This is a genomic window from Fulvivirga sediminis (genome assembly GCF_016757215.1).
GTDB lineage: Bacteria > Bacteroidota > Bacteroidia > Cytophagales > Cyclobacteriaceae > Fulvivirga > Fulvivirga sediminis.
In genome coordinates this window covers 18,741-43,720 of record NZ_JAESIY010000020.1, presented here as the reverse complement: position 1 = coordinate 43,720, position 24,980 = coordinate 18,741, and the positions used below count along the sequence as shown (strand labels likewise).

The 24,980-nt window shown below is 37.2% G+C and carries 16 protein-coding genes; 8 read left to right on the top strand and 8 right to left on the bottom strand.

What is annotated here, in order from left to right; translation table 11 throughout:
- Positions 1-169: 169 nt before the first annotated feature.
- Complete coding sequence (locus JL102_RS22580) at positions 170-1,354, bottom strand: Ig-like domain-containing protein (RefSeq protein WP_202246744.1); 1,185 nt, start codon at positions 1,352-1,354, stop codon at positions 170-172.
- Positions 1,355-1,882: 528 nt separating this feature from the next.
- Entirely contained in the window at positions 1,883-2,644 is a 762-nt protein-coding gene (locus JL102_RS22575; RefSeq protein ID WP_202246743.1) for a hypothetical protein, read from the bottom strand.
- Between the two features lie 284 nt (positions 2,645-2,928).
- Here JL102_RS22575 and JL102_RS22570 point away from each other — a divergent pair, with 284 nt between their 5' ends.
- From JL102_RS22570 to JL102_RS22560, 3 genes are all read left to right on the top strand, one after another.
- On the top strand, positions 2,929-3,153 hold the full coding sequence (locus JL102_RS22570; protein WP_202246742.1) for a hypothetical protein: 225 nt from the start codon (positions 2,929-2,931) through the stop codon (positions 3,151-3,153).
- A 462-nt stretch (positions 3,154-3,615) separates the two neighbouring features.
- Positions 3,616-4,386: a hypothetical protein gene (locus JL102_RS22565; protein ID WP_202246741.1), complete on the top strand. Its 771-nt coding sequence runs from the start codon at positions 3,616-3,618 to the stop codon at positions 4,384-4,386.
- Complete coding sequence (locus JL102_RS22560) at positions 4,383-4,829, top strand: hypothetical protein (protein ID WP_202246740.1); 447 nt, start codon at positions 4,383-4,385, stop codon at positions 4,827-4,829. Before JL102_RS22565 ends, JL102_RS22560 begins: the two co-directional genes overlap by 4 nt.
- 79 nt (positions 4,830-4,908) lie before the next feature.
- On the opposite strand, the gene JL102_RS22555 is transcribed toward JL102_RS22560, so the two are convergent.
- Positions 4,909-5,793 carry a LysR family transcriptional regulator gene (locus JL102_RS22555; RefSeq protein WP_202246739.1) on the bottom strand — a complete coding sequence of 295 codons (885 nt, stop codon included), beginning with the start codon at positions 5,791-5,793 and terminating at the stop codon, positions 4,909-4,911.
- Between the two features lie 80 nt (positions 5,794-5,873).
- Between JL102_RS22555 and JL102_RS22550 the strand changes: the two genes are divergently transcribed.
- Positions 5,874-6,500, top strand: a complete 627-nt coding sequence (locus JL102_RS22550) for an NAD(P)H-dependent oxidoreductase (RefSeq protein ID WP_202246738.1) — start codon at positions 5,874-5,876, stop codon at positions 6,498-6,500.
- 106 nt (positions 6,501-6,606) lie between these two features.
- On the opposite strand, the gene JL102_RS22545 is transcribed toward JL102_RS22550, so the two are convergent.
- Positions 6,607-7,101, bottom strand: coding sequence for a GNAT family N-acetyltransferase (locus tag JL102_RS22545; protein WP_202246737.1), 495 nt, complete (start codon positions 7,099-7,101; stop codon positions 6,607-6,609).
- A gap of 699 nt (positions 7,102-7,800) precedes the next feature.
- Here JL102_RS22545 and JL102_RS22540 point away from each other — a divergent pair.
- The 3 genes from JL102_RS22540 (at position 7,801) to JL102_RS22530 (ending at position 12,823) form a co-directional block, all read left to right on the top strand.
- Positions 7,801-10,656, top strand: coding sequence for a glycosyl hydrolase 115 family protein (locus JL102_RS22540; protein ID WP_202246736.1), 2,856 nt, complete (start codon positions 7,801-7,803; stop codon positions 10,654-10,656).
- 20 nt (positions 10,657-10,676) lie between these two features.
- Complete coding sequence (locus JL102_RS22535; RefSeq protein ID WP_202246735.1) at positions 10,677-12,404, top strand: glycoside hydrolase family 43 protein; 1,728 nt, start codon at positions 10,677-10,679, stop codon at positions 12,402-12,404.
- A 200-nt stretch (positions 12,405-12,604) separates the two neighbouring features.
- Positions 12,605-12,823, top strand: coding sequence for a hypothetical protein (locus tag JL102_RS22530; protein WP_202246734.1), 219 nt, complete (start codon positions 12,605-12,607; stop codon positions 12,821-12,823).
- A gap of 136 nt (positions 12,824-12,959) precedes the next feature.
- On the opposite strand, the gene JL102_RS22525 is transcribed toward JL102_RS22530, so the two are convergent.
- Positions 12,960-14,915, bottom strand: coding sequence for a sialate O-acetylesterase (locus JL102_RS22525; RefSeq protein ID WP_202246733.1), 1,956 nt, complete (start codon positions 14,913-14,915; stop codon positions 12,960-12,962).
- A gap of 822 nt (positions 14,916-15,737) precedes the next feature.
- On the opposite strand from JL102_RS22525, the gene JL102_RS22520 reads away from it, so the two are divergent.
- On the top strand, positions 15,738-17,660 hold the full coding sequence (locus JL102_RS22520; RefSeq protein ID WP_202246732.1) for an RICIN domain-containing protein: 1,923 nt from the start codon (positions 15,738-15,740) through the stop codon (positions 17,658-17,660).
- A 465-nt stretch (positions 17,661-18,125) separates the two neighbouring features.
- Here the strand turns inward: JL102_RS22520 and JL102_RS22515 are convergent, their stop codons facing one another.
- The 3 genes from JL102_RS22515 to JL102_RS22505 form a co-directional block, all read right to left on the bottom strand.
- Positions 18,126-20,111, bottom strand: a complete 1,986-nt coding sequence (locus tag JL102_RS22515; protein WP_202246731.1) for a RagB/SusD family nutrient uptake outer membrane protein — start codon at positions 20,109-20,111, stop codon at positions 18,126-18,128.
- Between the two features lie 12 nt (positions 20,112-20,123).
- Complete coding sequence (locus JL102_RS22510; protein ID WP_237390706.1) at positions 20,124-23,162, bottom strand: SusC/RagA family TonB-linked outer membrane protein; 3,039 nt, start codon at positions 23,160-23,162, stop codon at positions 20,124-20,126.
- 854 nt (positions 23,163-24,016) lie between these two features.
- The gene (locus JL102_RS22505; RefSeq protein WP_202246729.1) at positions 24,017-24,523 is read right to left on the bottom strand and encodes a hypothetical protein; all 507 of its coding nucleotides are present in this window, start codon (positions 24,521-24,523) and stop codon (positions 24,017-24,019) included.
- Between the last annotated feature and the right edge of the window lie 457 nt (positions 24,524-24,980).

The following is a 24,980-nucleotide window of genomic DNA, read 5'->3' as shown; positions in this document are numbered from 1 at the left end:
TTAGTAAATTTAATCAAAAACAGCTTAACTTAATGTCCAGTCAAAGATAGCAGGTCCAATAACTTATTTTTTAAATTATTATTATTCAAGAGTAAATGTAATTCTTACAAAAAACTATTTCCTGTGAGATCCACTAGTAGCAAGGGCCTTTGGCGTTTTTTTTGTTAATTTACCAAGGCGCCTTATCTACTATTATATTTATGCTTGAGTGATGCACCTGCTCTTTATACTTAAGAGTGTATTCTATAAGCACTTCATAGCCGTTTTTACGAGCGTCTTCATAACTAAATTCACCTTGAAAACCAATTGCTCCCTCCTCATATAAAGTAGCTCTACCATTAGCAGGTTTTTTAACCTCTATTTCAATATCATTATAAGATAGACCTCTTAGCTCGTACTCAGTCAAATATTCTGAAAACTCGTAAAATAAAGTTGCCATAACCTTTCCTGAAGCTGCTATATAAGTATGATCGGCTCTGAATCCATAATAATCATAGCGGTAGGTGTCTGGCATTAAATAAATGGCATTTTTATCGAAGTCGGCTACGCTTATTGTCACAGTTCCAGTGTAACATTTACTATCTGTACACATTTCATATTCAAATAAATCCTCTCCGTTGAATTCATCATTTGGCTCATATGAAATATAGTAAGGAGTTTCCCATAAGCTAGGGTCATACACTAACTTGATGGCACCATAACTTGGCTCACCTATTATTTGCAATTTACTCAACTTGGTCCATTTAAATTTCTTTTTATACACAGCCAATGCTTTAGGATTAATGGAAAGCTTTTCTCCTTTTGTAGTCTTATACCATTCGTCCACAGATAATTTAAGTAGGTCATTATAATATGAAATAGGCTCCTCTACTATAGGGTTTTTGTAATTATTCACCTTGATAGACACCTTAGCTTGGCTACATTCATCATTCTTACATATCTGATACTCAAAAGAATCTTGTCCATTAAAAGTAGCATCAGGCTTATAGTTGACATACCCCTTGCCTAACATATCTACTTTACCAAATACCGGTTGGGTTAAAACCTCAAATTTAATTTTGTCACTACCCTCAAGTAGATTATCATTATCTAATAAATCGTTGATATTATAATTAGCATAATACGTCTGGCCCTTAATTCGCTCTGTAAATGCTATCCATTCGTCATATGAGTATTCAAAATAGTCGTCATTAGCTTTCATTACTGTAGGATCATCAGGTTGCTCTGTATCATCAGATTGCTCCGTATCATGAGGTTGTGTGTCTTTATCATCATCATCACATGACACAAAAACCGTTGAAGCCATAATAGATGCTATGAATAATATTTTAGTTATATTATATATAATTTTCATTTTGGTTATATCTTATTAGAATCAATATATTCTCGAGACTCATTTTGTGAAATGACTTCACCAAGAACTGATTTAATCCATTAATAATGTTAGTATAATTTGAATATAGAATTATAATTTGAGGTTTGACTTAAAAAGTGCAATGGTCTACTAATGGCCCAGGTATGATTCAATCTATTTGCCATCAAATCTAGTGTCCACGCCTATGTTATGTTGTGAATCAAAATATCTACATTGCATTCGCAGTATACTCTGCCGACCCAAATGATCGGCAGATGATATAGAATCACTTAAATTTCTCAACTCACGACTTGTTATAGCCTTCGAGGTCATATTCCCGTTAATATGAGAATCTGTGATCTTGGATAATTCCTCTAGATTAACATTACTACTTTCAAGAGCATAACAGCTGGCAAGAAATATCAGCCAGAGGAACCAAATGAAAGCGATCTTATTTCTAACAAACATAAGTACGGAAATTAAAAAGTTGGAACTAATCTCTTCGCTCTCTCTTCACTCTCCGATGGTTTACCAACCACCAGCCCAGTCATCATCGGTTTCTGCATTTATCAAGATTTGAGACTCATAAACCTGATTTTCATATTTTACGGTGTAGCTTATAGTGGCTTGATATTCAGTGCGAAGATAGAGTGTTATATCTTCTTTGTATGTTATAGTGCCTTCACTATCTATACTTACTTCTCCTTCAGATGGGTCCTGTAACTCCAGTTCAATGTCTTCGAAATCAATACCTAACGATGTAATTTCACTCAAAAATTCTGACAACTCATAAACAAAAGAAAGTATAACTTTTTCTCCTTTCACTTCCACATGATCAGTTATCAATTGGTCATAAGTGTAGTTAAAATTATCTGCTTCCAACTGAAAAGTTGGCTCTTCTGGTTCTTCAGGCTTTTTAAAATCATTTACCTTAATAGACACTTTAGCTTTACTACATTCTCCACTTTTACAAATCTCATACTCAAAAGTGTCTTCACCTTTAAATTCAGTATTAGGAAAATAAAAGACCAAAAGCTGCTCAGACTTATTTATCTCTCCGAATTTAGGCTTTGTCACCAGCTTAAACTCAATATCGGCGATGCTATTACCTTGCAATTCATCATTTTCAAGCAACTTCTTTATGTCGTAAGTAGCATAATACGTATTGGCCTCTTCCCATTCGGTTAAATCGAGCCACTCCTCATTAGAGTATGAAAAACTGTCGTCATTGGCATGCAAAGATTGTGGCTCTTCGGGTTTCACTTCTTGATCATCATCATCGCATGACACTAAGAGTGCGGAGCTCAATAAAAAGCCAAAAAAAATACTTTTTTAATATTATATATGATTTTCATTATTTGTAATTATGTTTTTATAACCTTATCTCTATAGTAAAATGTGTGCACAATAATAGAGTCAGGAGATAGATGCTAAAGGTTGGAACAAGTTGAAGGTTTTTAAGAATAATTTTTTGCTTAGCTTAAGCTTTATGTTTCAATAAAAGTTAAACCCATCCATAACCGATTTCTAAAGCAGGTTTTCATCGATCACAACTTAGCTCAACCAAAAAATTAATGGTAAATAATAGACAACATATTGACTTAGGAGGGAAAACTGTAATTGAAAAGTTAGAAGTTACTCCGCCTTTACGTCAAAAGCCCATTTTGCAGGATGAAGCTTGTTCTTTACATTTTAATAAAGGCGGATCACATATATCAGCCCCCACGGAAAAAATCACCATTAAAGAAAACGAAAGCATTTTGTTAAAATGCGGAACCTACTTCGCAGATCTTTTTTAAAATACCGTGTCAGTTGTATGTGAAGTATGTGTGATTCATTTTTTCCCCAGATATCTTGGAAAGGATATTCACAGAAGAAATTCCATTTTTCTTGAAACATCAGAAATTCCTAAGTCACCAAACAAATACCAGCACAAAACACAATTACATTATTTATTTTATATTTATTATTTTAATAAAATTATACTCCCAATAAAATATTATAAATTTAAATCTCAACTAAAAAAATAACCTGCTTAGCAAAACTTATCAGACTTTTGATTTTGTAGTCGTTTAAATTTAACCCTAGACCAATTACATTTAATGAAAACTCAGCTAAAAAAAACATCAATTGCCAAGTAAAAACTATATAACAATAACGCCGAACGACCCCCGAACTTCTACCACTTCTTCACCTACTAACCCTCCCTAATAGGGGATTTGAGGAATAAAATTGTCTATAGAAAAACAATCAAAATTTGCATGAAACCTTTTAAAAATCACCCCTCTAGATTACCAAACAAAGTTCTAGTTACATTATTCACACTTGTTCTTTCAGTATCAATATTCAGCTGTGGCTCTGATGACGATCCTGATGATCCACACATTCTTAAACCTGAAGATAAAATCGACCTGAAAGAAGCCTTCTTAACGGACTTCCCTATAAAAGAAGTAGATTATGTGGATATAGATCTCAAACAACCTACGTTAGTGAACGGTGTGCAAACCAATGCCGGTGAAATCACTCTCTTATTGCCTTATACCTATAAATCCGATGAGCTAACCTTAGAATCGGTTAATATTGACCTAGAAAAATTTAATGTATTTCCTTCCGTTGGGGCAGTCATGAAATTTTCAGAAATAGATTATGTTAGTTACGAAATAGCATCAAGAAAAGACGGGAATGTAAAGATTACTTACCATGTAAAGATAGCTTATGAACAGAAACCTGCACCAGAACAGCTTTTTATCCGCTCGTTCGACTTTTCTGCTGATGAGAATACAGTTGCCGCCAGTAAATTAAAAACCATTAAATCTCCAAAATACACTGAAGATAGTTTACTATTTGTAGTATTTCCGGCTGCAGTAGATTTCTCTGATTTAACGCCCTCATTACAATACTCAGGCACCCAAATAAAGTACAAGGTTGGGAACAGTGATTATATTGACTATACTGCTAATAACTCTATTGATTTTAATACCCCAATAATGTATACTTTAAAATTGAAGATGCCACATCTACTCAATCTGTGACTTACAGAATAATTGTGGACGTGGCTAATCCCATTCAATTAAATGAAACCGCTCTTATGTTACCAGATATAAAGCAAGGAGAAAAATACATTAATTCTGAAGAGGCCAGCTGGACCAATACAGGTAACTACCCAATCAAAGATATGCATCCCGCATCCTACGAAGTATTAAATTCACCTTATTCAGACAAAAGCTATAATATATTCAATGCTTTCTTGAGGGTTAATATGTTCGACACTCAACCTGATCAGAGCTCTTTTTTAAGCATGGAACTTGATATGTATGCTGTTTCAGGCGATTATTCCTCGGTTATCAGCTTTGAGTATGTGTTCGATGCGGAGCAAAATCAAGTTAGCCCGGTAAACGGATTGATGAATGAGCGAGATGGCATAGCTATTTATAACCCTTTAAAGCTGGAAGTACAAGTTAAAATTGTGCCATAATAGAATCATTAATTTGAAAAATTGGGCTATCAGAAGAGTCTGGTAGCCCGCTTTTTGGCATAGACTAAGAAACCAGTTATTACTTTCCTGCCGTTTCCATCTTTTTAATAAACTCTTCTATACTTTGAGAGTGTGTGTTCTTAAGCTTGTAGGCATAAAACAGACTTCGCTGAACCGTTTCTAAGGACTCAAAAGGAATTTTTATATCATGATCCTCCAACCCATTCTTACAAAATTGCCGGGGAACAATACTCACTCCTTCTGTTTTAGTCAAAGCCTTAACTATCTGAATATAAGAAGGTAATATATATCTGGTAACTACTTTGGGGTGATCATTAAAATTAGCCTCCCATATTTTCAGAAGGTCGGTTTGCAAATTATCATAAGCAAACCACACTTGCTGCTGTAGCCAGGAAATTAGCTTTTTATGATCTTTTTCCGAGCCTTCTGGTATATCTATTGAAGATGAACAAACCAACACCAACTCTTCCTGCATCATGGGCTGAAATATATGGTCATACCTTTCATTCTTTTTAACCCCCACCAGTAGTTGCACTTTCTCTTGCTCTAATGCTTCTGCTAGTTCTTCCTCCGTAGCAAATTGTGTTACGATGTACATATCAAAGTCATAGATCTTATCGACTAAAAATGTATTAAAAAAATCAGAGGTACACCCTATCGAAATAGCCGTTCTATTTTTCTTGGACCTCTTGCCTGAATACAGCTCCACTTTCAATAATTGATGCATGGGCACATTGACCTGAGAGTATAGAAATTTACCATATTCCGTAGCCTTTAAACTTCGGGTGGTTCTATCAAAGAGTGTCTTACCTATATGATTTTCAAGCGCTTGCAAATGTTTACTCACCCCTGGCTGAGTCATATTCAATTGCTTGGCTGCCTCTGTAAGATTTGCATTTTCATAAATCGAAATAAAGGTTCTCAACCATTCCAGATCAATCATAATTTATGTTATTAATACACTAACAATTATAATTAATATTATCAATTGATTCAGTCTATATTTAGCAAAAATTAAAATACATGAAACAAACATTAGTCATCAGCTACACACCTAGAAATGGATCATATACCAAAATACTTCTAGATGAATTCCTCCAATCGGTGCATGGAAAAACCAAGGTTACTCAAGTGGATTTAGTGTCCACTCCCCCTGATTTATTGTTGAAAGACAATCTCAATCTGATCATGCATTGGAATAACGGGAAAAGAGATTTTTCGGAAGAAGAATTAGCCATTTTGTCTAATCACAACTTATTCATTGAACAAGTTTTGGATGCGGACTTTATAGTGCTAGCCTTCCCTATCTATAACTTCAGTATGCCTGCTACCGTCAAGGCGTGGGTAGATGCTATTGTAGTGAGTAATAAAACCTTCAGTTTCCATCCAGACTCAGGGTTCAGTGGCCTTTGTAAAGGCAAAAAATCGGCCTCAATAATAGTTTCTGGCTTTGACTACAATAACTCCGGTGATATTAAAGAATATGCTTCTGCTACCATCAAACAAAATTTCGACTTTCTGGGCATGGAGTCAGAAATCATTTCAGCTTTTGGCGTAGATCAAAATAGAGCACAACTGGAAAATATTCTGGACACTGCCAAATCTAAAATAAATCTCTTGATTAAGGATTGGTATTCAGATGAGGCTTAAGTTTTATAAAACATTGAAAGGTTAAAATTATAAGAGTTCAACATTCTGTTTTACTGCCTCTAGAGCCTGCGTGAATACTCCCTTCAGCAGGCATTTTTTTACTCTCCTATAAAAGCAACTGAAGAAATGTCAAATCCAGCCAGCGGTCAAATTTATATCCCACCTCCTTAAATTGACCAATTTCCTTAAACCCAAACTTTTTATGAAATTCAATGCTCGATTCATTGGAAGAATCAACCCCGGCAATCATAGTATGAAATCCTTTTTCTTCAGCAGCATTAATTAATTCAGTCATCAATATTTTTCCAATGCCAAGCCCTCTGCTATCCTTATGAATATATATTGAATGCTCCGCGCTGTGCTTATAAGCTGCCCATGGTCTGAAAATTCCAAATGTGCCAAAACCTAATACCTCCTCATCCTTTTCCGCTACTAAAACGGGCATGTCATCCCTCCTTTTCGTTTCATACCAATCTAATTGATAATCGTATGTACGTTCCTCATAATCATAAATAACTGTAGAATTCTTGATCTCATAGTTCACTATTTCAAGTATTTTGGAAACATCTCTTTTCTCTGCTGTTCTTACGCTTAAATTCATATTGATACAATTGGCCTCATCTCATGATTTTTACTAAATGGCAGGGACCAATTTAAAGAATCTTTCTCCTTTTATTTCTACACATCATGATCATGAACACACTTTTCGGCTAAAAAACTGAAGCTCAGCCTCAACCTTTTCTGTCATGGTATCACTATTTATCTATTGATAAAAGGCTCATATTCTCATTCAAGTAGCACAGCAATTGATCAGTAAGCCTTTCAGAAACTCCTGCTACAGTATTCTGAAAAGCAAAGTGGAATTGAAAATTTCATACTATACAGAATTTAACCTCTCAGTTTATTTCCGTTCACGCAATCGATTGTGTAAATTAATGAAAATTTTATTTCCTCAATGACTATTGCTTCCACCCTGAGTGATGCAATAGCCATTGTCACTATCTAAATTTATTGATTTTATAAAAATAGTAATTATTGCAAAACCTGTAAATTCAATGCCAAACCTTACTATGCCTACGGTCTATTACCACAAGGTTTACTCTCTATCAGAAGTATGTCTCAAAAATCCAAAAACTGGTCATTGGAGCTATTTCATTAATGATAAAACATCACCTGATTCAAAAAACAGCCAGCACCTGACCTACAAACATAAAATAGAGACATTATTAAATAATGAGAGCTAGTTAGCAAAAGGCTGAATAATGTCTCTACAAATAATTTGATTAACCTTTTAAAAACCATGAAACGCTACTTAATACTTTCTCTACTCACCCTTATCTATATACCTATTTTTGCGCAAAGCAACTTTCCCTCTCCACAAGATAGCTATGTAAGCACTACACCTGACAATGCTGGTTTTCCGCTCATAAGCCAAGGTAAAGCTGTGCCTATCTACATCAGCTCTGAAGATTTTAAAGGAGTTCAGGAAGTAGCTCAGTGGTTTCAGGCCGACCTTAAAAGGGTGTCTGGTGACTTGCCACAGTTGAACATAGGCAAAAAACCTCCTAAAACTAACCGACTGGTAATAGCCGGAACCCTGGGACATAATGCGGTCATAGATAAGCTCGTGAAATCAGGTCGAATTGATGTTTCCAAATTAAAAGATCAATGGGAGCATTTTCTCATTCAAACCGTAAAGAAGCCCTCTTCAGGTGTAGATGAGGCCTTGGTTATAGTGGGGAGTGACAAACGAGGCACTATATATGGCATGCTTGATATCTCCGAAAAAATGGGAGTATCTCCGTGGTACTGGTGGGCCGATGTACCAGCCAAGCAGCACCAGGACATTTACATTACCAAAGGCTTTTCTGATGCCCCAAAAGTAAAATATAGAGGAATTTTCATCAATGATGAAGCCCCTGCTCTTTCCGGATGGGCGCATGAAAATTTTGGCAGCTTCAACCATAAATTTTATGGTCATGTATTCGAACTCATACTAAGAATGAAAGGTAATTATCTGTGGCCCGCTATGTGGGGAAGATCTATTTATGATGATGACAGCCTCAGCGCCCCTCTGGCCAATAAACTAGGAGTAGTTATTGGCATGTCTCACCACGAACCACTAATGCGCGCTCATATAGAGTGGAAAAGGTATGGAAATGGCCCCTGGGATTACAGCAAAAACAAGGACACTCTACAAAAATTCTGGAGAGATGGAATGGAACGAATGGGTGATAACGAAAGTATAGTTACCATAGCCATGAGAGGTGATGGAGATGAGCCTATGAGTGAGGAAAGCAACATTCAACTTCTGGAAACTATTGTACAAGACCAGCGAGCCATCATTGAAGAAGTAACTGGTAAGCCTGCCAAAGAAACCCCTCAACTCTGGGCATTGTATAAAGAAGTACAAGATTACTATGACAAAGGCATGCGAGTACCCGATGATGTAACGCTACTGCTTTGCGATGATAACTGGGGAAATATAAGAAAGTTGCCAGCCTTGTCTGACAGCTCGAGAAGTGGTGGCTATGGCATCTACTACCACTATGATTATGTAGGCGGCCCAAGGAATTATAAATGGCTAAATACCAATCAGATATCAAGAACTTGGGAACAGATGAATCTGGCCTATAATTATAATGCTGACAGGATATGGATAGTAAATGTAGGTGATATTAAGCCTATGGAATTTCCTATAAGTTTTTTTCTGGACTATGCCTGGGACCCGACACTACCGGCCAGCGAATTACCTTCCTACACTAAAAACTGGGCCGCTGAGCAATTTGGCAAAAAATATCAGGAGGGTATCGCCCATATATTAGAAAAATACACTAAATACAATAGCAGAAGAAAGCCAGAGCTATTATCGCCTGAAACTTATAACATAGAAAATGGTGAGTTTGAAAAGGTCGTGAAAGATTACAATGAACTGGTACAACAAGCCGACAGTATTAACGGCCTTCTTCCAGATGAATATAAAGCTGCCTATTTCCAGTTAGTGCTATACCCTGTTAAAGCCAGTGCTAATCTTAACGAACTTTATTATACGGTAGCTCTCAATCACTATTATGCCGAACAAGGGCGCATAACTACAGATTCTCTCATTCATGAGGTAAAGGCGCTGTTTGACAAAGACCAACTGCTAGCAGATCAGTATCACCAGCTCTTAGGCGGAAAGTGGAATCACATTATGAATCAGACTCATATTGGTTATACCAACTGGTACGAGCCAAAAGAAAACATTTTACCTGAAACTAAAAGCATTTCCAGCACTGAAAAACCAGAAATGGGAGTAGCCTTGCAAGGTGAAACCTCATGGTGGCCAAAATCAAATTCAATTGCCGAATTATCCCCATTCAACAGCTTTAACAAAAATCAAAAGTACTATATAGAAATTTTTAACAGAGGCAAAACACCCTTTGACTTTAGCCTTTCCTCAGACCATCCCTGGGTAAAAATTTCAAATTCAAAAGGTACAATCCATCATCAAAAAAGAATCTGGATAAGCATCAACTGGGAGGAATTAAAAGAAAACGGCAATAGCACCGCCATAATCAATGTGACAGGTGCCAATGAAGTGGTAAGCATAAACGTGACCGCTTTCAGACCTCATGAGAAAGAACTTGAAGGATTTATAGAAGAAAATGGCACTATATCCATTGAAGCTGACAGCTACAGTAAAGCGATAAATACCGAAGGAATAACCTGGACTACCATACCTAACTTAGGAAGAACCTCTTCTTCAGTTAGTGCTATGCCTGTAACCAAAGCGATCACTTCTCCAGGAGGAGATAGCCCTCATTTGGAATATGATATCCACTTATTTGAAAAGGGAGAAATTAAGCTAACCGCTTACTTCTCTCCCACCCTGGCTTTTCATAATCATGGCCGAAAATATGCTATTTCAATAGATGACCAACAACCAAAAATCATCAATATGCACGAAAATGAAAATGGTTACACTTGGTCACAGGCAGTGAGCAACAATGTAAGAAAAATAGAGACCTCACTACAAATCGGCGAAAAAGGAAAACATACCATTAAATTTTGGCTTGTTGACCCCGGCGTGGTACTTCAGAAGATTGTAGTAAACACATCAAAGGATAGCAAAGAAAATTACCTGGGACCATCGGAAACTAAATCAACTAAATAATAAAAGCTTATTGACAACTCATGAAATATCTAATCATCTTTTTATCACTGTCCATCACCCTTTTCTCTTGTAAGGATAATAAAGAGAAAGCATCTGAAGGCAAAGAACAAACAACCACTAACACCTTCCAAAACCCTATTTTGGCTGGTTTCTATCCAGATCCAAGCATATGCAAAGCAGGTGATAAATTTTACTTAACCAATTCATCTTTTGCCTATTTTCCTGGGTTACCGATTTTCGAAAGTGATGACCTGGTGAACTGGAAGCAAATTGGCCATGCTATGGACAGAAAGGAACAATTAGACACTCAAGGGGAGAGAATTACCAGAGGTTTATTTGCTCCGGCCATTTCATTTCATGATGGCACTTTTTACTTAGTATGTACAAGGGTAGATAAAGGAGGAAACTTCATTATTACTGCCAAAAACCCTGCTGGCCCATGGTCTAACCCCACTTATATCCCTGAGGTAAATGGTATCGATCCGTCTTTATTTTTTGATGGAGACAAAGCCTACATTATTTACAATAGCATACCTCCTAACAATGAATCGCTTTACGGTGGCCATAGAACCATAAGAATGTATGAGCTGGATAAAGAAAGCCTGAAAGTAAAAGGTGAAGAGATTTTACTGATAAATGGAGGCACAGACATTGAGAAAAAACCTGTTTGGATAGAAGGTCCACATATTTATAAAATAGATGACTACTACTATCTGATGTGTGCTGAAGGAGGTACAGCTTATAACCATTCAGAAGTAATTTTCAGAAGCAAAAATGTAGCAGGCCCTTATGAAGCCTGGAGTGAAAACCCTATTCTCACCCAACGCCACCTCGACCCTAACCGAGCGAACCCCATTACCACTGCAGGACATGCAGATATAGTGCAAATGGACAATGGCGATTGGTGGGCTGTATTTTTAGCTTGCCGCCCTTATGAAGGCAATTATTTCAATATCGGTCGTGAAACCTTTTTAGCACCGGTGAAATGGAAAGATGGCTGGCCTATAATTAACCCTGATTATGAAGAAGTGCAATATACCTACCCTACGCCTACTGGTGAGGCCAAAGACCAAGCCTCATTCCCTCTCAATGGAAATTTCACCATGCATGATGATTTTGTTGAGGAAGAATTAGGTATGAATTATCTCTTTATGAGAACACCTCAAACCAAGTGGTATGACATAAAAGAGGGTCAATTAGTTTTTCAAATACAACCAGAGACTGCCTCTGGGTTATCCAACACCAGCTTCGTTGGTCACCGTCAACAACATTTAAAAGGTACAGCTTCTCTTCAGGTAAACTTCAATGCTAAAAACAGCCAAGAAAAAGCGGGATTGCTGGCTTTCCAAAGCCGAACCAATTACTACTTTTTAGCAAAAACCATGAAAGACTCACAGCCGGTAGTGGAGCTATATCAGTCAGCCGAAGACAGTTTAAAAGTATTAGCTTCAACCCCTGTTTCAGAAAAAGCAACCATGCTAAAAGTAGCATTTGATGGAGCTAAATATAGTTTCGCCTACGCCGAAAAGGAAGGTGAGTGGACAACCTTAAAAGACAATGTAGACGGTAAATTTTTAAGCACAGAAGTTGCCGGAGGTTTTGTTGGTACTATCATAGGTATGTACGCTACGTCATCAGGCAATGAAACAGACAATACCGCAGCTTTTGATTGGTTTGAATATCAGGGAAATGACCTTACTTATGAAGAAGGCTTTAAAAATCAAAATACTGAAAAAGAAGCAAATTAAGCTTATCTCATTCTATAGTTCCTAAAAAATACTGTGGGCCTACGTTATTCCATCTAGCTTAGGCCCATAGTTTTTTCCTCTCACCACATGTAGGCTGTAGCTTGGCTTTTATGAATTCTTTTAAAATCCTCTTTTTCCAACCCCGGGTATAGCATTTTTTTGTATTTGACCATATAGACAAAAAGTCCCACCTTTTGAATATGGAAGAAAGAACGAATATCATACACAATTGCTATTCAAAAGTTGCTGAAGGTGGATCTATGGTTTTTGTAACCTTATCCACAAAAGACACTAAATTTGATGAAGGGCTAGAAATTTCAACAAACCGTTTTTTATCTAAACACGATGTGAAATTATATTTTCACCATAACTCCTCCATAGAAGAGGAGTTTGGAGCATTTGGTTTTGCTGAAGCCTAAGAAATTCATGACCTTGTAAACAATTCAAAAACCGGACATCATCAAAACCTGTGGAAGATCACTTGTACCAAGTAATCTTCCTGTTCAACAGCTTAATATTGCTAACGCTGCCATACAACCTTTTATAAGAGAATGTCTATTTTAATTCTCCTGTTCTAAAAGGTGATGCCGGCAGCCCTTCTTTATTATAAAAATTAACCTTATCAGGATTGTCAGCCCAAGCATAACGAACGTACTTCGGTTCTGGCACCTTATCACTCCAAACTACTACCGTATTCGCCTTAATTTCAGCTCTGGCCCATACAAATTGTTTGTCTTCACCAGCTATAGCAAACCATCTTAACTCTTCGCCATCATTAGAAACCAAACCACTGCCAACATGATCAAAATTAAGTATCACCTTCTCATTATCAACAGTTGCTGACTTGTAAATAGGGCCGGAATAGACCACATTTTTGTCTCCATAAACTAAATGTTCAGCGGCTAAGGCCAACCGATCGCCTACTGGCTTCTTTCTATCAGGGTGAATGTCATTCCACTCTCCAAGATCAATAGCTACTGCCATAGCCGTATGAGGTACGCTGAGTGACTGCATCTGCGCTTCCCTCAGCTCTGCCCAGTTACTCTCTGAGGGCAAATAATTTACATCCATAAAATTAGGAAGCTGTACATATAGAAAAGGTAGATTTTCTCCATGAAAATGGTTCCTCATATCTCTAATAAGAGCTTTTTGCAACGACAAATATTCATCAGGTTTACCCGCATTACTTTCTCCCTGATACCACAATATTCCTTTGATAGCATAGTTGGTAAAAGGGGCTAACATCCCATTATAAAAGCCCACTGGCTGGCTTCTCGTAACTATGGCTCTGGGGCCATCGAAAGTTTTATGCTCGTAAACTGCGCCTACTTTATATTGCCAATAGCCTTTCAAATCAATAGTATCACTCTCCACTAACACATGATAAGGCTTGTCAGGAACAAAACCACCTTTACCGAAATTATTGGTTACTCTAATAACAAAAATATTCTTCCCTGGCTTCAACACTCCCGGCTCAATATTGTAACGTCGCTGAGGGTACATATAGCCAGTACTGCCTACTTCTTTTCCATTGATATATAGCTGGTCAGCATCAACAATCCTTCCTAGGTCAACCCTGCCCGGCTCACCTACCATAGAAGCAGGTATTTCAACCTCTCTTCTAAACCAGACTACACCGTCAAGATTAGATACCCCTTGATCTTCCCAATATCCTGGTATGTTCATTCTACTCCAGTTTTTTGGCTGGTAATCAACATTAAACCATTTCTTTTCACCTTCCATACCTTTATCTTTAGGCATCTCTTTGGCCATTTGCTGCTGATATTCCTGTGCTGCTCGGTTTGTTCTGTTAAAATAAGCAGTATCTTTATTTTGCTCAACGATTTCTAAATAATCGTCAAACCCTTTTAGGCCTTCTTCACTGATCCATGCTTGTATAGGAGAGCCTCCCACACTGGAATTAATCAAGCCAATAGGAATTTTGTACTTGTCATATAACTTTTTGGCAAAGAAATAAGCCACTACTGAAAATCGAAGTACATTTTCAGGATTAGCTTCTTTCCACTCTCCTTCTGGTATATCATCTTCAGGCCCTGAAAATACAGGAAGAGTAGGTACAAAAAATTGCCTGATTTCAGAGTAATCAGCCTCTGCAATCTCTCTCCTGTACCGATCTTGATGCGTACCTAAGTAATGTACCATGTTAGACTGCCCTGAGCAGAGCCATACATCACCAATCAATATATTGTTTAAGGTAATAGTGTTGTTCTCTCCTCTAACCTCCATAGTATATGGGCCCCCAGCCTTTGAAGCAGACAAGAGTATTGACCACTTACCCTGGCCGTCTGCTTTGGTTTTATAGCTCTTGCCTTTAAATTTTACTTTTACACTCTCATCCATATCTGCCCAGCCCCATATCTTAAGTTTTGTATCTCGCTGTAGCACCATACCATCACTTACCAGTTGGGGTAATCGTACTTCAGCCATTACATGACCCACTTGAAGAATAAGGAAGAACAGAAGCAGGAATGAAAAAGGATATTTATTCATGGTATCTAAGTTTCTTTTAAGGTTAAATTATTTACTGTTTTTTTAGACCTAAGCATGAGGTAAAACTATTTACAGAGTAACTATTCCTGCTTTCTATAGGTTATCAGGCACATACATTAAACCTCCCGACCTTTTCAGGAAAGAGGTTTTAAAATACGGGACTCCTATTAGAAATATACAAGTATGGACCGTGTCGCAGCATCATTCTAAACCAATACATCTTTATAACATCTAAGAAATGGCCAATTAAGGAAATAAAATAAGTTTTTCCATACCTAGGTTTTCAAACAATCATCATCATTTATGATTTTTAGCTGAAGCTAAAAAAGTCAAGGTAATAATGCAACCGATTGCGCTATTTTATACTGTTTTGACCGATTGATTTAACGGCTTATTACGGTGAAAATGAAGTAGAACCAATCTATAATTTATAAATTCTCTTAGAGTTTTATCTATATCTTAAATATGATATCAATTGATTTTATCATGATAAAAGATATTTTAGTTATATTTTAACTAATGTAAAAGGTAATTATTTCATGATTTAAATTAGTTACCCAAAAATTAGATTTTAGTAATAAATATATATAAATTCATTACGCAATCGATTGAGTCAATTTCTATTCACTTAACCCTAAACTTTTAAAATCTTCTGAATTGAACCAATATTTAGACATAGTTTACATGTTGATTCAAAGACAATTTAGGATCAGATAAACATCTATACTCAAGGGTATATTCTAATAAGGCTTTATTAAATATACACGGCAGTCTTAGCTCCTAGATTATCTCAATTATTTATTTCAACCAAACCCTTAAAAAATGAAAAGACCTATTCTATTAGTGTTTCTGTGCATTCTATTTTCGATAGTTTTTCACTCTAACTCAAGCACAGCCCAAACTTCAAATGTATACATAGGAAGTACTGACCAGACCATTCGTGGTTTTGGAGGCATGAACTTTCCAAGATGGATCTCAGACCTTACTCCTGACCAGGCAGATAAGGCCTTCGGTAATGGCTATGGACAGATCGGCCTTTCTATTCTTCGCATAAGTGTTTCCCCTCAAAGCAATCAGTGGAGCTTAGAGGTGCCCACGGCTCAAAGAGCAGCAAACCATGGGGCCATTGTTTTTGCTACACCTTGGTCTCCTCCTGCCTCCATGAAAACTAATGGTAGCACCATAAAAGGAGAATTGCGTACTAATCAATACGGAGCTTATGCTAACTATTTGCGTGATTTCACCAATTACATGTCTAGCAATGGTGTTTCTCTCTATGCCATGTCCATACAAAATGAGCCCGATTGGCTGCCTGAATACGAATCTTGTGGATGGAATCCTTCCCAAATGAGAACCTTTCTTGATAACAATGCTTCTGTCATTCCTACTAGAGTAATAGCCCCAGAAACGGTTAATTACAAGTCGAACTATATGAGTGGCATAGCGTCATCTAGTCAGGTAGACATACTGGCTAACCATGCCTATGGTGGCACCCCTGTAAGGTACAACTCTAGCAAGGAGCAGTGGATGACGGAGCATTATGCCCCTAATAGTAATTCTAACAGCGCTAATAACTGGCCCGAAGCTCTTGAAGCCGGAAAGGAAATTCATGATTACCTCATTAATGGATACAATGCTTACATCTGGTGGTACATCAGAAGAAGCTACGGCCTTATCACTGAAAATGGCAGCGTATCTAAAAGAGGATTTGTTATGAGTCATTATGCCAAATTTGTAAGACCCGGATTCGTCCGCGTTAGAGCTGATGCTTCTCCTACCTCAGGTGTAAGTGTAAGTGCTTATCAGAATGGTAACACGATAGTAGTAGTAGCTATTAATCAAAACAGTTCTTCTCGTAACCTTACCTTAAATTTTGCAGGTAACAGCGTTAATAATATCACTAAATGGGAAACCACTGGCACGGTAGGTAACAATGTTACGGAAGGAGCCACGTACTCTGGAGGTACCTCATTTACTAACACCCTCACCGGGTACAGCATTACCACCTTCAGAGGTACACTAGATGGCAATACCCCTGGAGGTCCTTCAACAAACATATACCAGATCAAAAACCGTGGTACAGGCATGTTTCTTGACGGACTGGGATATACTACTAATGGAGATCCATGCGTACAATGGGCCAACACTACACATCCAAACTCTCAGTGGGAATTCATAACCAATGCAGATGGTTATACTCAGCTAAAGAACGTGAGTAGTGGTATGTTCATCGACGGACTAGGTTTAACTGAGAATGCATCTGAAGCAGGTTTGTGGGCCAACACTACACACCCGAACTCTCAATGGTCTGTGGAACAGTATGATGGCAGCTATTATAGAATAAGAAACAGGGCTACAGGACTTTATCTTGACGGATTGGGCAGAACTACTGATGGAGATGCCTGCGGCCAGTATGCTAACACTAGCAGCGTGAATGCTCAATGGCAACTCATCAGTGTATCTGGTACTTCCTTAGCTAAAGAGGCTTCTATAGCTACCGAAAATTCCGAGTTCCCTACCTCATTCTATCCGAACCCTGTAGATGACCAATTGCAAATTAACACTAAGGAAAGCGATCTACCTGTGTTTGTGAAAATTTACGATATGTCTGGCAAAATTAGACTGGAAAAAACATTAAGCGATTCCCAGAACAAAGTAGACGTTCAGAAACTGCCTTCTGGGGTCTATATACTGGAAATGGCTCATGGCAACGAAACGAAGCGAAGTCAACTTATCAAAAAATAAACTCCATAATTGTATATTATTTAAATTAATTCAGAATTGATACACTAAAAGTTTATTTAGATTACAACTCAATTAAATTGAAAAAGAGAGGGTTAACAGTGAACTGTTAACCCTCTTCTCATTTTGAAACTATTTGGTTAATTAGGATTCCTTTTCTCTATTTTGCCTTTAATCTTCACTTTCAAAACAACTAAATAATTAGTTCGAGAAGGAATGGTATCTATATATCATTTTTAAATGTACCATAAGTTAAAATCTCCGCTAAAGATACACTGCAACGCTTATCAATGCCACGATTAATACCTATGATGGCGAGTTTAGGATTGAGCAACCCAGCAACCTGATAATAGTTTTAAACCGATTCAATGTTATATAGCTACCAATTTTTACGATAATAAAAAAGGGCTGTCATATGAGTGACAGCCCTTCTATATCAACAAGAAACTATTATGCTAAAGTAATTTATTAATATCCAGGATTTTGATAAACATCTGTCGCCCCTTGCATAGCATCCAGCTGTCCTTGAGGGATAGGTCTAAGATAATGATATGGTTTGATATCTCTTGTCACCAATTCTGGCGTATGGTCAAAGTAATTGATACCGGCAATTTCATATGAACCTGCCAATTCTGCCCATTTTTGGGTTCTTACTAAATCATACCATCTATATCCTTCTCCATAATACTCACGAGAGCGCTCCATCAAGATATAGTTAATATCTATGGTAGCCGGAGTAGCAGCAGTCATAGCAGCACTGTTATCTTCAAACTTTTCAGTATTACCATTATTGTCAAAACGCCACTTTCCTGCTCTTTCTCTTATTACGTTGATTAGGTCTCTGGCACTCATAGCACCGGTAGCTCCTTTTACGGCAGCTTCTGCAGCCACAAAATATAGCTCAGAGAATTTGGCGATATTGAAAGGTCTGGTACTAGCAGCATTAGGCTGCCCTAATGTTCCGTTGTTATCAGTACGATAAACTCCTAACTTCCATAGGCCAGGATAAACAATACGACTGATATCACGTGGTCCTATCACAAAATCTTTTCTTCCTGACAAGACACCTGCACCGATATTACTAGGATCTTGATTAACCTCATTATCACCGCTTATTACACCATCACCATTTCTATCGATATCAACGCGGACACTATAATCAATGGCCGTAGCGGGCTCCTCATCCAAAAATGTTAGTATAGCATCTCCGGGTAATGCCTCCTCAAAATTAGCATTATAAACCGGTCCATCTATGCCTGCTTTATCATAATTGGCTCTATACACAGTAGTGAAAGTACCATCATAACGAGAGTCATTGGTTTTATCTGCAAAAGTATTTTCAATAACTCCTATTGTTGGGCACATACGAGTCCAAGGGCGACCTAAATGCTGCTCTGCTTCTCTCTGAACAGAACTAATAGGATCCCATTTTGTACTGCTAGAACTACTACGAATGTTAGTGTAGTTCCAAGTCATCATCCATACCGCAAAATTATCAGGAGCTCCTCCACTACCATAGGTCAAGCTACCTCCATTATAGTACTCACTTGACTCGGTATGATCTGCATAAAGTAATATTTCACTATTTCTATCATTAGTGGCCACATTTACATCATAGTAAGTAGGCTGTAAGCTATAAGGCCCAGGGTTGTTAATGGCTGTCATAGCAATGTCATACGCCTGCTGATAGTAATATTGAGCATCCTTTCCATCAGGATCTTGTCTACTAGCCTCTGGGTAAGTAGGTATGTTATTAGGGTTCTCCAACCACCAGCCATAGGTAAGATAAGCCTTGGCTAAATATAAACGAGCCACTGTTTTTGTAACAGTACCTGTCATTCTGGGATTCTCAGGTAAATTTTCTACAGCTGAAAGAAGATCTGGGAAAATAGCTTTGGTATAAACCTCTGGCACAGTATTTCTAACAGATGTTCTAACTGCCTTTGTATTAAAAGCTAACTCTCCAGCTCCTAAATCTAATGGCACACCTCCGAAGGTTTGAACAAGCATAAAATAGTCAAATGCCCTGAAAAACCTAGCTTCAGCAGCCAAGTCCTCAGAAACGCCTACCTCGTCAGCGTGCTCTATAATACCGCTAGCAATATTAATATTAGGAAAAGCAGCTTGCCACAATGCATCACTTCTACTATTAGACGGGTTAATAGGAGTTTGATTAGGGCTAAGATCCATCACCTTAAAGTTATCATCTGCACTTTGTGCAAATGTGGCTTCATCGGTTCCTGTTTCACATGTATTGTAATAATAAGCTTGTCCGTATATGTATCTCAAATGGGCGTATAAAGAGGTAACACCACCATGTATCCCTTTTTCTGTTTCAAAGAATTCCGGAGTAAGATTGCTACGTGGTTGTTCGTCGAGAATATCAGAACAGCCAACCAATAGTAATGCGACTAAAGCAGCACGCACCGTTGATTTTATATATTTATAATTCATTGTAATCATGGATTAAAATGTCAAATTAAGACCAAGTGTAAAATTGCGAGTTGATGGAGTGTTAGTTCCAATGGTTAACAACCTTTTTTGATAAGCATCGGTTGTTGCTGCGTTCTCATCTCCATAAGAATTAGTTTCAGGATCCATACCTGACTCTCTATGATAAGGAGAAAACATTACCAACGCATTTTGAACTGTAAAATAAAGTCTCAAACGCTCGATACCAGCATTTTTCACCCAGTCTTGCTGAAAGTTATATCCCAAAGAGATAGTACGAATTTTAAAATATGAAGCATCAAAGTAACCTAAAGTACTTCCATATTTAGGATTGTCTCCACTTTTTACAGCTAAAGGGTTAGGGAAATCAGCGTCAGTATTCTCAGGAGTCCAATAATCTACATCAACATTATTTCTACGTCCACTCAACATATTCAAATAACCTGAAGATGAATAAAGCGTACTGATAAGTGTTCCTCCTTTTTGAAAGGCTGCAATTACACTTAAATCAAAACCTTTATATGACACTCTCGTATTAAAACCACCCTGAAACTTAGGGTTAACATCAATGATTTTTCTATCATCTGGTCCTATGGCTCTTACTGGTTTACCTTCGCTATCATATTCTCCGGTATACTCAACTTTAATCGAACCTAATATGGTGTCTCTTGTTTTAGCATCAAAAGGTCCTGGTTCTAATATATCCTGATATGCATCTCCCGCTTGCCATAAACCTATTTTGTTGTAGTCATAAATAACATTCACAGGATGTCCTACAAACCACCAGTTAGCTTCATCTCTATCTGTTCCAGAAGATAATTCGGTGATTTTATTTCGGTTTCCATAGATATTAAGTCCGGCTTCCCAAGTCCAACCATTAGCATTATCAAGAATAACTCCATTTAAGGCTAGCTCTAAACCCTTATTCTCAATGGCTCCTACGTTGGCATTAACAGTATTTACTCCTGAGGTAATGGGTAGATTAACGCTATTTAAAACGTCACTTGTCTTAGAGGTATAATACTCCAAAGTACCAGACAATCTATTATTCAATAAAGCAAACTCTAAAGCATAATTCCAGGTTTGAGAAAACTCCCATCCCAATTCATCATTAGATACTTCAGTAAGATAGTAACCTACATCATAGTTATCTGGGCCGAAATTATAAGGTCTTGTGCTCAACCTTCCTAAAGTAGAATAAGGTGCTATAGCCTGGTTTGATGTTTGACCATAACCTACTCTTAATTTTAAGTTATTAATAAGACCTACATTACTCATAAAATTTTCTTCTGAAATATTCCACCCGGCAGATACTGCAGGGTATGCGTGCCATTTATGACCTGGCGCCAATCTTGAAGAACCATCTGCACGGAAGGTTGCTGTAAGCATGTACTTTTCATCATAAGAGTACATCGCTCTACCCATATATGATTGTAGGCCCCATACTGTATAGTTTTGGCTATTTGGGTCAATGGTAATTTGCCCTGTAGCCTGACCTAGGTTATAATACTGCAAAGCGTCACTAGGCACATCTCTTGCTGAAACCAATGAGCTGTTATAACTATCTTCCTGAGCAGAATATAGAGCTGTTAAATTAATATTATGTTTACTTCCAAACGTTTTATCATAAGTAAGTAGGTTCTCTATCACCCAGCTAGTAGTAGTAGAGCTTCCTATAGAAGCTGTAGAAACTGTAGCTTCATTTACATTGAAGACCCCTCGTCCTGTGTAACTACCACTATTGCTAGAACGGTAGTTTAAGCCTAAGTTAGCTCTATATTTAAGACCTTCAACGCCTGGAATACTTACCTCTCCATATACATTATTATAAGATCCAAAAACCTTATTTTGGTCTATCCAACCATCTCCTAATCCTTTAATACTATTTCTTGTATATACCCACTGATCATCTTGGGCCATGCTTATCACCCTTTTCTCTGACCCATCTTCATTATAAGGATCAGCAATAGGTGAAGCACTTAAAACACTATACAACCCCAAGTTAGCTCCGTTAGTAATACTATAGTTATTGTTAGAAGAAAAACCTACTCTAAAATATTTACCTAAATATTGGTCGAGAGAGGCTCTCATTGAATAACGCTTATAGTTTTGCTCTGGAATGATTGCTTTATCATCTAAATAACCAATACCAAATGAGTAATTACCGTTTTCAGTACCTCCAGATACTCCTACATTGTGACTTTGAACAGAACTGTTTTTATAAAATTTATCTTGCCAGTCTGTATTTACATCATCTACTTCATCTATACCATTAGAGAATTGTCCACGAGCTTTTCTAAGTGCAACAAACTGCGGCCCATCCATCATAGGATAAGGGGCGAAAAGTGTCTTTATACCGTAAAAACTATCATAAGTAAAACGAGCTTTTTGACCTTGTCTACCCTTATTGGTAGTAACTAAAATTACACCATTAGCTCCTCTTGATCCATAAATAGCGGTAGCAGAGGCATCTTTAAGAATATCAACACTCTTAATACTGTTAGGGTCAAGATCACTAAGAGAACCAGCAAACGGCACCCCATCAAGAACTATTAATGGATCGTTTTCGCCGCTGAGTGAACGTACACCACGAATTCTGATCTGCATAGATGCACCTGGCTTGGAAGATGTTTGAGTCATCTCCACACCAGCCATACGACCTTGTAAAGCAGAGGTAACATTTCCGGTAGGCACCTCTCTTACTTCAGCTCCTCCTAAAGAAACAACTGATCCTGTTACGGACTCCTTATTCTGGCTACCGTAACCTATAACCACCACTTCTTCTAAAGCAGTAATATCTTCTGACAAAGTAATGTTTATACTTGTTTGTGTGCCTACCGGCACCTCTTGAGTAGCGAATCCTACGAAAGAGAAAACAAGCACATCTTTTGGTCCTGCGTTAACCGTAAAGTCTCCATTTATATCGGTTACAGTTCCTAGGTTAGTTCCTTTCACCATTACAGCCACACCTGGTAATGGCTCAGAACCATCCTCCCCTAACACTTTACCTGTGACAGCATTTTGCTGACCGTAAGTGGTAAATGAGTACAGCATAATTACTGTACTAACGATTAAGAAACGAATACTGGAATCGTTTCCTAAACAATAAAATAGTAGCTTTTTTCCCATAATATGTTAATTAGCGTGATCAATGTTAATTTTATACATTAAATCAGTATAAAACCTACATTTAAAATAATGAAATCGATTGATATTTAATTACGATCTTAAATTATAAAACATTTCACATTTACGCAATCGATTGTGTAAAAAATAATATTAACCTACCCTTATTACTTCGTAAGACACATATATAATAATGCAACCGATTGCTTATTATCAGGATTGAACTCTTTAGAATCCGGTAACAGCTGACAAATAGAGATGAATGAAAATCCATTATATACTTGAATTTAATTATTCAAATGAGGAAATGCTTATAACTTACATACCTGTCAAAAACAAAAAGTAAGTATGATTTAATGGAAATATGAGCTTTTTAAAGAACTTTATTCTGAAAAACCGATTTAGTGTAAAATATTTGCCCTATTAATTTTTTACAAGGATTTATATTATTTCGAAGCCACTCTCAATGGGATGTAGCATAACGGCTTTAGGCTGTTCATAAGGTAACTGAGGCATGGAGATCGGTGATCAATTCTCGTAAGAGCGTGGAAGGCAATGAACTAGGTACCTCTAACTTACCCTAATAATAAACCCTATGATTATTGCTTAAAGAATCTGGCTGTATTTCCTATGAAATCAACTCGGTGCGGGACAAAGTTAATACCTATTAGATTTTAGAAAAATGAACTTACTCCCAAGACTTACAAAATCATGTACCAGCTATGGCAAATAAAGGCTACAACGTGCAAGCAAAAGCATTAATAATGGTAACGGATATTCATTCAAGGGTTATTTTTCACCTTCTTATAAGTCAATGTATTTCCTCGTCCAACATATGACATGGAAAGTGTATCAGCATTTAGTTTAATGATATACCAGCACATATCACTTTCTGCTACTCTGATATAGTTTCCCTGTGTACTTTGCTCTGCTCCATTTGAATCTGACGTACTTTCGCAATTATTTGAGATTGAAAATTTCTCATCAAGCTCATTTTCGAGTCCTAAAGTAATTTCTTTTCTTCTATCTCCGTGAAAAACTAAGTAACTGGATGCATCATTAATGCTCTGCCATTTTCCTTGAAGCATATCAAAATTATCCATTTCTCTTGGTTCATCCTTTTCTTGATTAACCGAATCTGCCAACGTCTGCTCAGAGTCTTTTACCTCTTCAGAAAAAGCTTCATTTTTCACCTCGTGAGCAGACTTATCTTCATTTCTCTTTTCCCCACAACCTAAAATAATAGCCTGAGCCATTAAACCTATAATTATTACTTGATATGCTTTCATAACATTTTATGGTTTCAAATTCGCTAAAATAAGCTCTCATTGAAGAGACTCTATCCAAAAAACGATCAGTATAAAATAGTTATACCCTCATTCAAGAGCTAGCTTCTATCTATCAAATTATTCTTTAAAAAAAATCATTATTACCCTATAAAAATAGCAACTACTTTTAGTTCTGCTGCCTAGTTGTCGGAATAGTGTTAGCATTGTCGGATAATTATCAGCATTTTACCCTATTTGAGAAAGGTGAAACAATTATTCCTCAATTATTAGTGTCAATACATACTAATAATAAAGTGGATCTTCTGTTTTTTAGCGTATCCACAAATGCTTTTTTTCTTAGAAGGATAGAATGTATTTATGACAGCAATCGGAAGATGATTGATAGAGATATGATCATACGCAGTCCTAAACAGTATCACCAATAAGCTCATTGATGGTAGCAAAATGCTATCAAGAA

Bases quoted from the DNA above. Each gene is read 5' to 3' on its own strand.
- JL102_RS22535 (WP_202246735.1), top strand. From the start codon at position 10,677: ATGAAATATCTAATCATCTTTTTATCACTGTCCATCACCCTTTTCTCT.
- JL102_RS22545 (WP_202246737.1), bottom strand. From the start codon at position 7,101: ATGAATTTAAGCGTAAGAACAGCAGAGAAAAGAGATGTTTCCAAAATA.
- JL102_RS22525 (WP_202246733.1), bottom strand. From the start codon at position 14,915: ATGAATAAATATCCTTTTTCATTCCTGCTTCTGTTCTTCCTTATTCTT.
- JL102_RS22565 (WP_202246741.1), top strand. From the start codon at position 3,616: ATGAAACCTTTTAAAAATCACCCCTCTAGATTACCAAACAAAGTTCTA.
- JL102_RS22520 (WP_202246732.1), top strand. From the start codon at position 15,738: ATGAAAAGACCTATTCTATTAGTGTTTCTGTGCATTCTATTTTCGATA.
- JL102_RS22530 (WP_202246734.1), top strand. From the start codon at position 12,605: ATGGAAGAAAGAACGAATATCATACACAATTGCTATTCAAAAGTTGCT.
- JL102_RS22540 (WP_202246736.1), top strand. From the start codon at position 7,801: ATGAAACGCTACTTAATACTTTCTCTACTCACCCTTATCTATATACCT.
- JL102_RS22555 (WP_202246739.1), bottom strand. From the start codon at position 5,793: ATGATTGATCTGGAATGGTTGAGAACCTTTATTTCGATTTATGAAAAT.
- JL102_RS22510 (WP_237390706.1), bottom strand. From the start codon at position 23,162: ATGCTGTACTCATTTACCACTTACGGTCAGCAAAATGCTGTCACAGGT.
- JL102_RS22580 (WP_202246744.1), bottom strand. From the start codon at position 1,354: ATGAAAATTATATATAATATAACTAAAATATTATTCATAGCATCTATT.
- JL102_RS22505 (WP_202246729.1), bottom strand. From the start codon at position 24,523: ATGAAAGCATATCAAGTAATAATTATAGGTTTAATGGCTCAGGCTATT.
- JL102_RS22515 (WP_202246731.1), bottom strand. From the start codon at position 20,111: ATGAATTATAAATATATAAAATCAACGGTGCGTGCTGCTTTAGTCGCA.
- JL102_RS22550 (WP_202246738.1), top strand. From the start codon at position 5,874: ATGAAACAAACATTAGTCATCAGCTACACACCTAGAAATGGATCATAT.
- JL102_RS22570 (WP_202246742.1), top strand. From the start codon at position 2,929: ATGGTAAATAATAGACAACATATTGACTTAGGAGGGAAAACTGTAATT.